The organism is Sphaerisporangium sp. NPDC004334 (genome assembly GCF_053602655.1).
This window is the reverse complement of sequence record NZ_JBSGDZ010000047.1, coordinates 31,205-44,855: the sequence shown is the minus strand read 5'-3', so window position 1 is coordinate 44,855 and position 13,651 is coordinate 31,205. Positions and strand designations below refer to the sequence as shown.

The 13,651-nt window shown below is 73.4% G+C and carries 9 protein-coding genes; 4 read left to right on the top strand and 5 right to left on the bottom strand.

What is annotated here, in order from left to right; all coding sequences use genetic code 11:
• Position 1 precedes the first annotated feature (1 nt).
• Complete coding sequence (locus tag ACWEN6_RS38320; protein WP_452576864.1) at positions 2 to 103, top strand: ricin-type beta-trefoil lectin domain protein; 102 nt, start codon at positions 2 to 4, stop codon at positions 101 to 103.
• Positions 104 to 275: 172 nt separating this feature from the next.
• Here the strand turns inward: ACWEN6_RS38320 and dnaE are convergent, their stop codons facing one another.
• Both dnaE and ACWEN6_RS38310 read right to left on the bottom strand, forming a co-directional pair.
• Positions 276 to 3,797, bottom strand: coding sequence for a DNA polymerase III subunit alpha (gene dnaE / locus ACWEN6_RS38315; RefSeq protein ID WP_452576862.1), 3,522 nt, complete (start codon positions 3,795 to 3,797; stop codon positions 276 to 278).
• Between the two features lie 90 nt (positions 3,798 to 3,887).
• Entirely contained in the window at positions 3,888 to 5,027 is a 1,140-nt protein-coding gene (locus ACWEN6_RS38310; RefSeq protein ID WP_452576861.1) for a chorismate mutase, read from the bottom strand.
• Positions 5,028 to 5,378: 351 nt separating this feature from the next.
• Between ACWEN6_RS38310 and ACWEN6_RS38305 the strand changes: the two genes are divergently transcribed.
• From ACWEN6_RS38305 to ACWEN6_RS38295, 3 genes are all read left to right on the top strand, one after another.
• A complete protein-coding gene (locus ACWEN6_RS38305; RefSeq protein ID WP_452576860.1) occupies positions 5,379 to 7,955 on the top strand; it encodes a protein kinase domain-containing protein in 2,577 nt (858 codons plus the stop codon).
• Positions 7,956 to 8,249: 294 nt separating this feature from the next.
• The gene (locus ACWEN6_RS38300; protein ID WP_452576859.1) at positions 8,250 to 9,968 is read left to right on the top strand and encodes a protein kinase domain-containing protein; all 1,719 of its coding nucleotides are present in this window, start codon (positions 8,250 to 8,252) and stop codon (positions 9,966 to 9,968) included.
• A 43-nt stretch (positions 9,969 to 10,011) separates the two neighbouring features.
• Positions 10,012 to 11,523 (top strand): protein kinase domain-containing protein, encoded by a 1,512-nt coding sequence (locus tag ACWEN6_RS38295; RefSeq protein WP_452576858.1) that lies wholly within the window; start codon positions 10,012 to 10,014, stop codon positions 11,521 to 11,523.
• A 116-nt stretch (positions 11,524 to 11,639) separates the two neighbouring features.
• On the opposite strand, the gene ACWEN6_RS38290 is transcribed toward ACWEN6_RS38295, so the two are convergent.
• The 3 genes from ACWEN6_RS38290 to ACWEN6_RS38280 are packed head-to-tail and all read right to left on the bottom strand — an operon-like array spanning position 11,640 to position 13,628.
• On the bottom strand, positions 11,640 to 12,569 hold the full coding sequence (locus ACWEN6_RS38290) for an RluA family pseudouridine synthase (RefSeq protein ID WP_354850350.1): 930 nt from the start codon (positions 12,567 to 12,569) through the stop codon (positions 11,640 to 11,642).
• Entirely contained in the window at positions 12,562 to 13,254 is a 693-nt protein-coding gene (gene lspA / locus ACWEN6_RS38285) for a signal peptidase II (RefSeq protein ID WP_452576857.1), read from the bottom strand. The genes ACWEN6_RS38290 and lspA overlap by 8 nt, the downstream gene beginning before the upstream one ends.
• Positions 13,218 to 13,628 carry a TraR/DksA family transcriptional regulator gene (locus ACWEN6_RS38280; RefSeq protein ID WP_452576856.1) on the bottom strand — a complete coding sequence of 137 codons (411 nt, stop codon included), beginning with the start codon at positions 13,626 to 13,628 and terminating at the stop codon, positions 13,218 to 13,220. The genes lspA and ACWEN6_RS38280 overlap by 37 nt, the downstream gene beginning before the upstream one ends.
• Positions 13,629 to 13,651: the final 23 nt, after the last annotated feature.

The window sequence follows — 13,651 nt, the reverse complement described above, 5'->3', positions numbered from 1 at the left end:
ACTGTGCCTGGACGCCACCGGACAGGGCACCGCCAACGGCACCACCATCCAGCTCTACACCTGCCACGGCGGCACCAACCAGAAATGGACCTGGACCCGCTGACCGGCGCTCGGTCGTAGCCGGACGCGCAGGACCCGCGGCGGGACGCCCGCCGCGGGTCCTGCGTTCGCGGCCGGCGCCGACCCGAGGTTCGCCGGCCGGGACCGCCGCGTCCACCGGCCCCCGCCCGAACGGGCCGTCAGCCGGCCTTCATGCGGTCACGCGGGGGGATCTGTCAGACGCCGAGGCAGGCGGGGCCGAGGAGTTGCTTGAGGTCGCCCATCAGGGCGGGCGAGGTGGCGACCCTCAGGCGGTCGTCCAGGCGCATCACGGTGGTCTTGGAGCCGCTGTGCAGTTGCAGGTGGACCTCGGTGGTGCCGCGGTGGGTGGACAGCACCTCCTTGAGGCGGCCGATCACCGGGGGCGTGCACCGGGTCACCGGCATGCTGACGACCAGCGGGCCGCCGGCCTCCTGTGACAGGTCGGGGGCGGTGACCTCCATCGCCACGATCTTGGCGACGTCCTCCCGCTTGTCGAGCCGGCCCTTGACGAAGACGATGGCGTCCTCGGCCAGCACGGTGGCGCACAGCTGGTAGGCCGAGGGGAAGATCATGACCTCGATGGCGCCCTCGAGGTCCTCCAGGGTGGTGAGCACCCAGGTGTCGCCCTTCTTGGTGACCTTGCGCTGAAGGCCGGTGAGGATGCCGCCCACCGTGATGACCTGCCCGTCGGGACGGTCGTCGGACTGCAGCGCCGCGACCGAGCAGTCGGCGCCGGAGGACAGGATGTGCTCGACGCCGAACAGCGGATGGTCGGAGACGTACAGGCCGAGCATCTCGCGCTCGAACACCAGCAGCGTGGACTTGTCCCACTCCCCCGCCGGGATCTGCACGTCGAAGGTCTGGTCCTCGGCCCCGTCGATCGCCCCGAACAGGCTGTCCTGGCCGATGGCCTCGTTCTTCTTGATGTCGATGATGGCGTCGACGGCCTGCTCGTGCACCATGACCAGGCCCTTGCGCACGTGGCCGAGCGAGTCGAACGCCCCCGCCTTGATCAGCGACTCGATGACCCGCTTGTTGCAGACCAGCGCCGGCACCTTGCGCAGGAAGTCCTTGAAGTCGCCGAAGCGGCCCTTCTCCTTGCGCGCGCCGATGATGCCGTCGACGACGTTGCCGCCGACGTTGCGGATGGCCGACAGGCCGAAGCGGATGTCGGTGCCGCGCGGGGTGAAGTCGAAGTCGGAGTCGTTGACGTCCGGCGGCAGCACCTTGATGCCCATGCGGCGGCACTCGTTGAGGTAGAGCGCCGACTTGTCCTTGTCGTCCTTGACCGAAGTGAGCAGCGCGGCCATGTACTCGGCCGGATAGTTCGCCTTGAGGTAGGCGGTCCAGTAGGACACCAGCCCGTAGGCGGCGCTGTGGGCCTTGTTGAAGGCGTAGTCGGAGAAGGGGACCAGGATGTCCCACAGGGTCTTGATGGCCGCGGCGGAGTAGCCGTTGTCCTTCATGCCCTGCTCGAAGGACGCGAACTGCTTGTCCAGCTCGGCCTTCTTCTTCTTGCCCATCGCGCGGCGCAGCAGGTCGGCCTTGCCGAGCGAGAACCCGGCGACCTTCTGCGCGATGGCCATGACCTGCTCCTGGTACACGATCAGGCCGTGGGTCGTGCCGAGGATCTCCGCCAGCGACTCGCGGAACTCCTCATGGATGGGGGTGATCTCCTGCTGGCCGTTCTTGCGCAGCGCGTAGTTGGTGTGGGAGTTGGCGCCCATCGGCCCCGGCCGGTAGAGCGCGCCGACGGCGGAGATGTCCTCGAAGTTGTCGGGCTTCATCAGCCGCAGCAGCGAGCGCATGCCGCCGCCGTCGAGCTGGAACACCCCGAGGGTGTCGCCCCGGCCGAGCAGCTCGTAGGTCTTGGGATCGTCCAGCGGCAGCTTCAGCAGGTCGATCATGTTGCCGGTGTTGGCCTCGATCATCTTCAGGCAGTCGTCGATGATCGTGAGGTTGCGCAGGCCCAGGAAGTCCATCTTGAGCAGGCCGAGCGTCTCGCAGGTCGGGTAGTCGAACTGCGTGATGATCGCGCCGTCGGAGTCGCGGCGCATGATCGGGATGTAGTCGGTGAGCACGTCCGAGGACATGATGACGCCCGCGGCGTGCACGCCGGTCTGCCGGATCAGCCCCTCCAGGCCCCGGCCGAGGTCCATCGCCGCCTTGACGTCGACGTCCTCCTCGTACAGCTTGCGCAGCTCGCCGGCCTCGTTGTAGCGCGGGTGATCTTTGTCGAAGATGCCCGACAGCGGGATGTCCTTGCCCATCACCGCGGGCGGGAACGCCTTGGAGACCTTGTCGCCGAGCGCGTAGGGATAGCCGAGGACGCGGGCGGCGTCCTTGATGGCCGCTTTCGCCTTGATGGTGCCGAAGGTGGCGATCATCGCGACCTTGTCGGCGCCGTACTTCTCGGTGACGTACCGGATGACGTCGGCCCGCCGGCGTTCGTCGAAGTCGATGTCGACGTCGGGCATGGACACGCGGTCGGGGTTGAGGAACCGCTCGAAGATCAGGCCGTGCGGCAGCGGGTCCAGGTCGGTGATGCCGAGCGCGTACGCCGCCAGCGACCCGGCGGCCGAGCCTCGGCCGGGGCCGACCCGGATGCCGTTGTTCTTGGCCCACATGATGAAGTCGGCGACGACGAGGAAGTAGGAGGGGAACCCCATCTGCAGGATGACGCCCATCTCGAACTCGATCTGCCGCTGGTGCTCCTCGTCCACCCCCTCGGGGAACCGGCGCCGCATGCCGCGCTCGATCTCCTCGCGGAACCAGCTCTCCTCGGTGTGGCCTTCGGGGATGGGGAAGGTCGGCATGAGGTTCTTGAAGGTGAACATGCCGGCCGGGTCGACCTTCTCGGCGACCAGCAGCGTGTTGCGGCAGCCCTCGGCCCACAGATCGGAGGAGTCGACCGCGCGCATCTCGTCGGCGGTCTTGATGTAGTAGCCGCTGCCGTCGAAGCGGAACCGGTCGGGGTCGGACAGCTGCTTGCCGGTCTGGATGCACAGCAGCGCGTCGTGGGAGGTGGAGTCGGACTCGTAGGTGTAGTGCGAGTCGTTGGTCACCAGCGGCGGGATGCCCAGCTCGGCGGAGATCCTGGTGAGCCCGTCGCGGACCCGGCGCTCGATGTCGAGGCCGTGGTCCATGATCTCCAGGTAGTAGTTGTCCTTGCCGAACAGCTCCTGGTAGCGGGCGGCGGCCGCGAGCGCCTCGTCGTACTGGCCCAGGCGCAGGCGGGTCTGCACCTCGCCCGAGGGGCAGCCGGTGGTGGCCATCAGGCCATCGGCGTGCTCGGCGAGCAGCTCGGCGTCCATGCGGGCCCACTTGCGCACGAAGCCCTCGGTGTAGGCGCGCGAGGAGAGCTTCATCAGGTTGCCCAAACCCGTGGCGTTGCGCGCCCAGATCGTCATGTGCGTGTAGTAGCCGCCCGCCGACACGTCGTCGCGCTTCTGGTGCGGCTCGCCCCACAGCACGGGCTTCTTCTGGTGGCGGGAGGCGGGGGCGACGTAGGCCTCGATGCCGATGATGGGCTTGATGCCGGCCCCGGTCGCCTGCTTGTAGAAGTCGTAGGCGCCGTGCATGTTGCCGTGGTCGGTGATCGCGATGGCGGGCATCTCGAGATCGCCGACCTGTTTGAACATCTGCTTCAACCGCGCCGCTCCGTCGAGCATGGAGTACTCGGTGTGAACGTGCAGATGCACAAACGATTCAGCCATGCGGGCCGTCCCTCTCCCCTCGATCCGGTGCGGCGGATGAGAGCCTACGCCGTGCCGGGCGCCTCTCGTGGCACACGGGGCCCGCCGGTCTCAATCGTGATCCGGCACCGGAGCGGCCAAGGCCCGCACGGCCGCGCGATCACGCAGGTCGCCCTGGTCGGAGCCGCCTTGGGAGCCACCTTGGACGCCGTCGGGCGCGTGTTCGCCTCCATTCTCCCGCGTGTCGCCGCCCGGAGCCTCGCCCGTCCCGGCCGTCGCCGGCGGCCCTCCGCCCGTCGCGGCCGGCGCCGCGTCCCCGGCGGGCCGAGCCGTCTCGGCCCGCTCTCGCTCGGCCAGGTGCAGCCCGGCCTCGATGACGGCGTTCATGACCGGCGCGAGCAGTTCCTCGCCGAGCCGCGGGGCGCGGCGGGCCATCGCGGCGACCAGGCGGCGCTCGCGGTCCATGTCGCGCCCGGCGAAGCCGCCGACCGGCTTGAGCCGCTGAATGGTGCCCGCCAGGCCGGCGCGGCGCTCCAGCAGGACGGCGAGCGCCGCGTCCACCCGGTCGATGGCCTCGCGCGCCGCCGCCACCGTGGCGGGGTTCTCGTCGCGTACCAGAGCGCCGACCACGGTCACCGCCTCGCGCGCCGCCGCCACCACCGCCGCCGGGGCCTGCGGCCCGAGCCACAGCCCGTCCGCCCCGGCGGCCACGACCGCCGCCGCGAGGCCCGCGTCGCCGCCGGGCGCGGCGATCACGGGCAGGCCCGAGCGCTCACCGGCCACGAGCGCCGCGGCCAGATCGGCGGCGAGGCCGCCGCCGGGGTCGCCGTCCTCGCACAGCACCACGCCCCGCGCCCCCGCCCCGGTGCACCGGCCGGCGGCCTCCAGCCACTCCTCCAGCGGAGTGCCCGCGGTGCGGGTCAGCACGACGGGCAGGGCGAGCGCGCACACGGCCCGGGCGAAGCCGGGGTCGCGCGACCACGACGGAGCGGCGAGCACCACCCCGTCGGCGTGCGCGGCGAGGGCGGGAAGGTCGTCATGGGACGCCGGCTCGGCGAGCAGCGGCCCGTCCCAGGCGGATCTGACCTGCGCCAGCGCCTCGGCGGCGCGCCCGGCTCCGGGCCGCACCCAGCGCCCGTCGGCGCCCGTCCCGGAGGCGGGGTCGCCGCCCAGCACCACGGCCGGCCCCGCGCCCACCGTGAGGCTCCCGATCTGTACGGCCTGCGGGCCCGGTCGCCCGGTCGATGACATGTCGGCTCCCTGTGGTGGGCGCCGGCCGCGTCACCCGCGAGCCGGCGGGGTCGTTGAATGACGAAACGACGAAGACCGTTCGTCTCCGCCTCTGCCGGCTCCGGTTGTCGCTAGATCGTGACGGCGACCGGCCCTCCCGGAGCCGGGCCCAAGACCACGAAATAGCAAGTCACGGCCTCAAGGGTAACAGAGATCCGCCATTTGCTGGACGCCGCGTCTCACATGGCGGACTGATCGAGCGGCGCCGCGTTTGCACGTGCGCACCTCTATGGGACGATTCATTCGCCTGAAAGGGGGTAGCGGCGGGTGATGTCGGAAGCACGGCCGGGCGAACGGCGACAGGGACGCCGCGTGGCCGACCGCTACCAGCTACTGGAGCCGATCGGCCGTGGCGGCATGGGCATCGTATGGCGGGCCCACGACGAGCTGCTCGACCGGCCCGTCGCCGTCAAGGAGGTCCGCTATCCCGGCGACCCCCAGGACGACGAGGTCGCCGAGCTCAACCGCCGCACGCTGAGAGAGGCGCGGGCCGCGGGCCGGCTCTCGCACCCGAACGTCGTGGTCGTCCACGACGTCATCGAGGAGAACGGCCGCCCCTGGATCGTCATGCAGCTGGTCGACTCGCGTTCGCTCGGCCAGGTGCTGCGCGACGACGGGCCGCTGCCGGTGCGCATGGTCGCCGAGATCGGCCTGCAGGTGCTGGAGGCGCTGCGCAGCGCGCACGCGGCCGGCGTGCTCCACCGCGACGTCAAGCCCGAGAACGTGCTGCTCACCGACGACGGCCGGGTGGTGCTCACCGACTTCGGCATCGCGCGCATGGAGACCGACACGACGATGACCCGCACGGGTCTGGTCGGCACGCCCGCGTTCATCGCCCCCGAACGCCTGCGCGGCTACCCCGCCCAGCGCGAGTCCGACCTGTGGTCGCTCGGCGCGACGCTTTACGCGGCCGTCGAGGGCCGCCCGCCGCACGACAAGGGCATGGCGATGGCCACGATGCACGCCGTGCTCAACGACGAGCCCGAGCCCGCGCTGCGCGCCGGCCGCCTCGGCGCCGTCCTGTCCGGGCTGCTGGAGAAGGACCCCGACAGCCGCCTGAGCGCCGACCAGGCCGAGCGCATGCTGCGCAGCATCGCCGAGGACCGCTCCAGCGTCCCCACCACCTCCCAGCGGACGCTGCCGGCGACGCCGCTGCCCACTCCTCCCACCAGCCCGCCGCGCAAGCAGCCCAAGCCGGCCCGCCGCCCCGCGGGGCAGCCCGAGCAGGCCGCGCCGCGGACGGGCGCGGAGGCCGGGTCGGGCGACCGGGCCGGGGCGCTGGAGAAGGTCCAGTCGCTCAAGCAGGCCCCCTCCGCCGAGCCTTCCCCTGGTGAGGCCCCCGGAGGGGCCGAGGCGCCGGCCGCGGGTAAGGCGGCCCGGAAGGCCGCCGCAGCGGCGGCCGGGCTCGCGGCGGCGGGCGCCGCGGGAAAGACCGCACGGCCGAGCACGACCGGAGAGCCTCGGACGCCTCGGACGGCCGGAGAGGGCGCGCAGGCCGCGCCGGACGCCGGGTCCGCGGGGGGCGGCGCCCAGGAGGCCGGTCTTCCCGCGCCCACACGGACCGCCGGCACCTCTTCCACCGGCGACGCGGCGCGGGACCGGCGCCTCACTGACGACGACGAGGCCCGGCGACGGGACCTCGAAAGCGGCGAGAACGAAGACGAGCGGGAAGACCACCTCGCGGACGCGGGCAGGAGCGCGGCGGAGCGGGAACAGGCCGCCGGGTCCGCGGAGGCCGACCTCCCGGGGCCGGCCGGCCCGCGGTCCACGGCCCCGTCCCGCCCGGAGGGCAGAGCCGCCGGGCGGCCGGTCAAGGCGCCCGTCCAGCCGGTCAGGCGCGCAGATCCCGTGGAGCGGTCCGCCGAGCCCGCGGCCCCCGCCGGGGCCGGTGAGCCGCAGCGTCCGACGAACGTCCCGAGACAACCAGGCGCGCGCGGCACCGACGCGCACACCCGGCCCGAGACGCGCAAACGCCCCTATGGCGGCTCGTCCGCCTCCCCCGCCGCGGCCTCCGCCGAGGCCCTGGCCGCCTCCTACGAGAGCCCGGCCCCGTCCGCCTATGACGACATGACCGGCCACGGCGCCACCTCGATCGCCCCGCCGGTGGTCCCCATGGCGCCGGACGAGGACGACTCCGGCGGCCCCCGGCGGCCGGTGCCGCTCCTGCGCGTCGTCCTGGTCGCCATCCCGGCCCTGCTCATCGTGGCCGGCGTGGCCATGTGGCTGGGCGCGCGCGAGGCCTCCGACACCCCTTCGGACGGCGCGGCGGCGTCCGGCGGGCACTCCTCGGCCGCTTCGGGCGACCCCACGGGCGCCGGAGGGACGGCCCCGCCGTCCTCCGGGGCGTCCCCGGCGCCGTCCGGGGACGCGTCCTCCTCGCCGTCGTCCTCGCCGAGCGAGACGGCCGAGCCGACGTCCTCCCCCAAGCCGACCTCCTCCAGTCCGGCGGGCGTCCCCAAGGGGTGGCACAAGTACAAGCACTCCAGCGGGTTCTCCCTCGCCCTCCCCAAGGGGTGGCACGTGGACGGCCGGGGCAACGGCGAGGTGCGTTTCCGCGGGGACTCCCACACCTACCTGGAGGTCCACCACACCGGGAGCCCCGAGTCCGACGCCCTGAAGGTCTGGCGGCGCGACGTGCCGGGTATGAGCCGCAACTTCCCCGGCTACCGGCTGGTCGCCATCAGGGAGGTCAAGGGCTACTGGAAGACCGCGGCCGACTGGGAGTTCACCTTCGGCGACAGCCGCTTCCGGTCGCGCGTGATCGACCGCGGCTTCGTCACCGACAAGCACAACGGCTACGCGCTGCTGTTCAAGACAGAGGACAAGGACTGGAAGGCGAAGAAGAAGCTCTTCGACACCCTCGCCGCCACCTTCAAGCCCGCCAAGTAGCCCGCCCGAGACACCATCGGGTGGCAGCGGCTCCCCCGCCCGCGGGTCGCCGCTCCGGTGCCCGCCGGACGTCCGTCGCACGCTCGGCGGTGGTCGGCCGCCGGGACGGTGGTCGGCGCCGCGAGAGTGGTCGGCGCCGGGACGGTGGTCGGCGCCGCGAGAGTGGTCGGCGCCGGGACGGTCGCCGGCCGCCGACCGGGAGCGGTGGTTCGATGTCCGCCGGGCGGCGGTCCGGCGCCCGCACGCGTCCGGTTATGGGACGATGCGGTGGCCGGGAAGGGAGGGCGGGGCGAGGTGACCGCTGAGACGCAACGCCGGGTCGCCGGCAGATACCGTCTGCTGGAGCCGATCGGGCGCGGCGGCATGGGCGTGGTGTGGCGGGCCCACGACGAGCTGCTCGACCGCCCGGTCGCGGTCAAGGAGGTCCTCTACCGCGCGATGAGCGAGGAGGACCGCGCCGCCTTCAACCGGCGCACGATCCGCGAGGCGCGGGCGGCCGGCCGGCTGGACCACCCGTCGGTGGTCGTCGTCCACGACGTCATCGAGGAGGACGGCCGGCCCTGGATCGTCATGCAGCTCGTGCGGTCGCGCTCGCTGGGCGAGGTGCTCAGGTCCGCGGGCCCGCTGGAGCCGCGGACGGTGGCCGACATCGGCGGGCAGGTGCTCGACGCGCTGCGCGCCGCGCACGCCGCAGGGGTGCTCCACCGGGACGTCAAGCCCGAGAACGTCCTGCTCACCGAGGGCGGCAGGGTGGTGCTGACCGACTTCGGCATCGCCACCATGCCCGAGGAGACCGCGCTGACCACGACCGGCGGCCTGTCGGGCACCCCCGCGTTCATCCCGCCCGAGCGGCTGCAGGGCCGGCCCGCCGTGCCCGAGTCCGACCTGTGGTCCCTGGGCGCGACGCTGTACGCCGCCGTGGAGGGCCGCCCGCCGTTCGACCGTGGGGCGCCTGTGCCCACGATGGCGGCGGTGCTGAACGACGAGCCTGAGCCGCCCCGGCTGGCCGGGCCGCTGGCCCCGGTGATCGCCGGGCTGCTCCGCAAGGAGCCGGGCACGCGCCTGTCCGCCGCCGAGGCCGCCGAAGCCCTGCGCCGCGTCGCCGCCGGGCAGGGTGCCGCGTGGCAGGCGGGGCAGGTGCCCGGGTGGCAGACCGGCCAGGGTCCCGGGTGGCAGGCGGGGCAGGTGCCCGGGTGGCAGACCGGGCACGGTCCTGGACCGGGGGCCGTGCCGCCGTTCCAGGGCGGGACGATGCCCGGCGCCGCCCATGCCCAGTGGTCCACCTTCGAAGGGCCGGCGGCCGGGACCGGCGGGCCCTCCCGACGCCCGAGGTCCCGGGCCGCCGTGCTCGTGGGCGTCCCGGTGCTGGCCGTCGCCGTCGGCCTGGGCGGCTGGTACGGCTATCGGCAGGTCGCGGGCTCGGCGGCCGCCACATCGCCCTCGGCCTCCCCCACACCGGCGCGGACGTCCTCGGCGGGGGTGCCCTCGTCCTCCCCGCCAAGCCCCAGCGCGACCCCGAGCGCGAGCCCGTCGCGCCCGAGCCCGAGTCCCTCGGAAGCGGGTGTCGCCCTGCCGGAGGGCTGGCGTCCGCACACCGACGCGCTGGGCTTCAGCGTCGCCCTCCCCGAGCGCTGGCCGGAGTTCGGCAGGGACAAGACCCGCGTGCACTTCCGCATGCCCGGCTCGCGCGGCTTCCTGCTGGTCGACACGACTCCGTGGACGGCCGCCGACCCGCTGACGGCGCTGCGGGAGGTGGAGGAGCAGGCCGTGGCCAGGAACCGCCTGCCCGGCTACCGCCTGCTGTCGCTGCGCGCCCTGACCTACCGGGGCCGGCCGGCCGCCGACTGGGAGTTCACCTGGACGATGTCGTCCGGGCGGGCGCACGTGCTCGACCGCGCCTTCGCCACGGCGGACGGGCGGCAGTACACGATCTACTGGCACACGACCGACGCGACCTGGAAGAGAGATCGTCCCCTTTTCGAGATGTTCGTGAAAAGTTTCCGGCCGTCCTGACTACGAGTGCATGTGACCGAAATTTTGGGGTAGCCAGCCCAACATGCCGGATTCCTCCCAGGTCACAGACCGAGTCGTGGCAGGCCGATACCGTCTGCTGGAACCCATCGGCCGAGGTGGAATGGGCACCGTCTGGCGGGCCCATGACGAGATTCTCGGCCGTGAGATAGCCGTCAAGGAGTTGATCGCGCCACCGGAGCTCACCGGTCCGGAACGCGAGATCTTCGCGACGAGAACCTTCCGGGAGGCGCGCGCCGCCGGACGGGTCAGCCACCCCGGCGTCGCCACCGTCTACGACGTGTTCGAGGAGAACGGCCACCCCTGGATCGTGCTCCAGCTCGTGGACTCCGACACGCTGGGCGCCGTCGTCCGCGACCAGGGACCGCTCCACCCGGTGCGCGTGGCCGAGATCGGCCTGGAGGTGCTGGCCGCGCTGCGCGCCGCCCACCACGCCGGGGTGCTGCACCGGGACGTCAAGCCCGACAACGTCCTGCTGGCCAAGCACGGCGGCCGGGCCGTGCTCACCGACTTCGGCATCGCGACCCTGGAGGACGACTCCCCGGTCACCCGGACCGGCACGCTCATCGGCACCCCGGCGTTCATCGCGCCCGAACGGGCCGCGGGCGGCCAGGCGACCCGGTCCTCGGACCTGTGGTCCCTCGGCGTCACGCTGTACGTCGCTGTGGAGGGGCGTTCGCCGTTCCAGCGCGGCAATCCGCTGGCCACGCTCGGCGCGGTCATGCACGACCCGCCCGAGCCGATGCGGCTGGCCGGCCCGCTCGGCCCTGTGCTGAACGGCCTGCTGCGCAAGGACCCGGCAGAGCGGCTCACCGCCGCCGAGGCCGAGCACTACCTGCGGATGGTCGCCGCCGGCATCCAGCCCGAGCCGACCACGCCGGCCCTGCCCGTGCAGGCGCCGGCCCCGGTGCCGGCCCAGGCGTCGAGCCCGACCAGGGAACGGCTGGCCGCCGCCCCGATCACCGACCCGGCGTCGGTGCCGCCGCAGACCAGGCCGGGAGGCGGGCGCGGCATCGCGCTCGCCGGGCTCACCTCGCTGATCCTGTCGGTCGGCCTGGTGGCCGGCGGGCTGGCCTGGGTGACCGCCCGCTCGGCGGGCACCTCGACGCCGCAGGTCTCCCCGACCGTGCGGGTCACGGTGTCGGTCACCCCGACCGCCGAGCCGGTCACCCGGCGCTCGGGCCAGGACGGCTACGCTCCCTCGCGCGGCGGGCAGCCCAGCGTCCACGCGCCGGTCTCCTCGGCGGCCCGCACCGGTCAGGGGCGGCCGACGCCGGACCGGACCAAGGGCGGCGAGGACCGGCCGACGCCCAAGCCCAAGCCCTCCGCCAAGCCGACTCCCAAGCCCAAGCCCACCAAGACCCAGAGCGACAAGGGCGAGAACGACCCCGTGCCGCCCGGTCAGGGCGGCGACGAGCCTCGCGGCGACGGCCAGGACGGCGGGGGCGGCGGCGAGGGCGACGTCACCAACGACCAGGGCCAGACCAGCGGCGACGACGCCTCCTACGTCGACGGAGGCCCCCTGTCGGGCACGTGAGCCCGGACGGCGGCCCGGCGGCCTGACCGTGATCAGACTGGGCGGACCGGACGGCGCCCGGCGGCCCGGCCGTGATCACCCGGCGGACCGGACGATGCCCGGCGGCCCGGCCGTGGTCAGGACTCGGCGCGGACGGCGTCCAGCGCGCGGGACAGCTCCTCGGGGTAGCCGCTGGTGAAGGTCACCCGCTCGCCGCCCGTCGGGTGGTCGAACGACAGCGAGACGGCGTGCAGCCACTGGCGGGTGACGCCCAGCCGCGCCGCCAGCGTGGGGTCTGCGCCGTAGGCGAGATCGCCCACGCACGGGTGGCGGGTGGCCGACATGTGCACCCTGATCTGATGGGTGCGGCCGGTCTCCAGCTTGATGTCGAGCAGCGACGCCGCCCGGAACGCCTCGATCGTGTCGTAGTGGGTGATCGACGGCTTGCCGCCGGCGACGACGGCGAACCGGCCGTCCCCGGCCGGGTGACGGTCGATGGGGGCGTCGATGGTGCCGCGCAGCGGGTCGGGGTGGCCCTGCACCAGCGCGTGGTAGTGCTTCTCGACCGTGCGCTCCTTGAAGGCGCGCTTGAGCCGGGAGTAGGCCACCTCGCTCTTGGCCACCACCATGACGCCGGTGGTGTTGGCGTCCAGGCGGTGGACGATGCCCTGGCGCTCGGCCGCGCCGCTGGTGGCCACCCGGTGCCCGGCGCCGAGCAGGCCGCCGAGGACGGTCGGGCCGGTCCAGCCGACCGTCGGGTGCGCCGCCACCCCGATCGGCTTGTCGATCACCACGATGTCGTCGTCCTCGTACAGGATGCCCATGCCCGGGACGGGCTCGGCCACCGGCACCGGCTGGCCGGGCGGCGGCGGGATCACGACCTCCAGCCACGCGCCGGCGTGCACGCGGTCGGACTTGGCCGCGGCGGCGCCGTCGACCTGCACGTCGCCGGCGGCGATCAGCTCGGCGGCGCGGGTGCGGGAGAAGCCGAACAGCCGGGCGAGGGCGGCGTCCAGGCGCTCACCCTCCAGGCCGTCGGGGACGGGGAGACTGCGCTGCTCACCCACGGGCGCCGCCCTCCACGTCGCCGCCGCCACTGCCGAAACCATCGCCAGTGCCGCCGGACGGGGCGGGGCGCTCGTCGCCGGCGCGCGACCCGTCGATCTGGTAGCCCCGCCAGGCGAGGAACACCGCCAGGATGCCGCCGCACACGATCGCCGAGTCGGCGATGTTGAACACGGGGAAGCGGGTGACCGGGAAGACCTCGATCCAGTCGACGACGTGCCCCTGGAAGGGCGCGGGGTAGCGGAAGAGGCGGTCGGTCAGGTTGCCCAGGGCCCCGCCGAGCAGCAGGCCCAGGGTGACCGCCCACGGGACGCTGCGCAACTGCCGGGCCGTGCGCAGGATCGCGACGACGACGACGGCCGCGATGACCGTGAAGATGATCGTCATGCCGGTGCCGATGCTGAAGGCGGCGCCGGAGTTGCGGATCACCCGCAGCTGCAGCACCCCGGCGATCACGCGGACCGGCTCACGACCCTCCAGCACGTCGACCACGATGGTCTTACTGAGCAGGTCCAAGACGTAGACCAGCACCGCGAGGGCCGCCAGGGCGCCGATGCGCCGCCCGCGCGGCGCATCGCGCCCCTCGGCGCGCTCTGAAGGCTCGGGGGGCTCGGGGGCCTCGGGCGAGGGGGGCACGTCCGGCGAGGCGTTCAGCGGCGTTCCTCCCGCTGCTTGCACGACACGCACAGCGTCGCCCTCGGGAACGCCTGCAGCCGCTCCTTGCCGATCGGCTTGTGGCACGATTCGCACACTCCGTATGTTCCTGCGTCGATGCGGGCGATCGCCCGCTCGTTCTGCGCGACCAGATCGCGCGCATTCAGGGTAAGGGCGATCTCGCGTTCCCGCTCATAGGTCTTGGCCCCCGCATCGGCCTGGTCGTCCCCGGCGCTGTCGCTGATGTCGCCCGAGGCGATCTGCGACTCCGACCTCGCCACCTCCGCGTTCAGCTCGTCGATCTCTCCGAGCAGGCGCCCTCGGACCTCGGAGAGTTCCTCCTCGGTCCAGCCGGCCGCCCCGCTCGTCTCAGTGGCGGTCTTCTCCGCCCGCGTCACACCGGCCATCGAGGCCTCCTCGCCGATCCACC

Coding starts and splice junctions, on each gene's coding strand:
- ACWEN6_RS38295 (WP_452576858.1), top strand. CDS start 10,012: ATGCCGGATTCCTCCCAGGTCACAGACCGAGTCGTGGCAGGCCGATAC.
- ACWEN6_RS38310 (WP_452576861.1), bottom strand. CDS start 5,027: ATGTCATCGACCGGGCGACCGGGCCCGCAGGCCGTACAGATCGGGAGC.
- dnaE (WP_452576862.1), bottom strand. CDS start 3,797: ATGGCTGAATCGTTTGTGCATCTGCACGTTCACACCGAGTACTCCATG.
- ACWEN6_RS38280 (WP_452576856.1), bottom strand. CDS start 13,628: ATGGCCGGTGTGACGCGGGCGGAGAAGACCGCCACTGAGACGAGCGGG.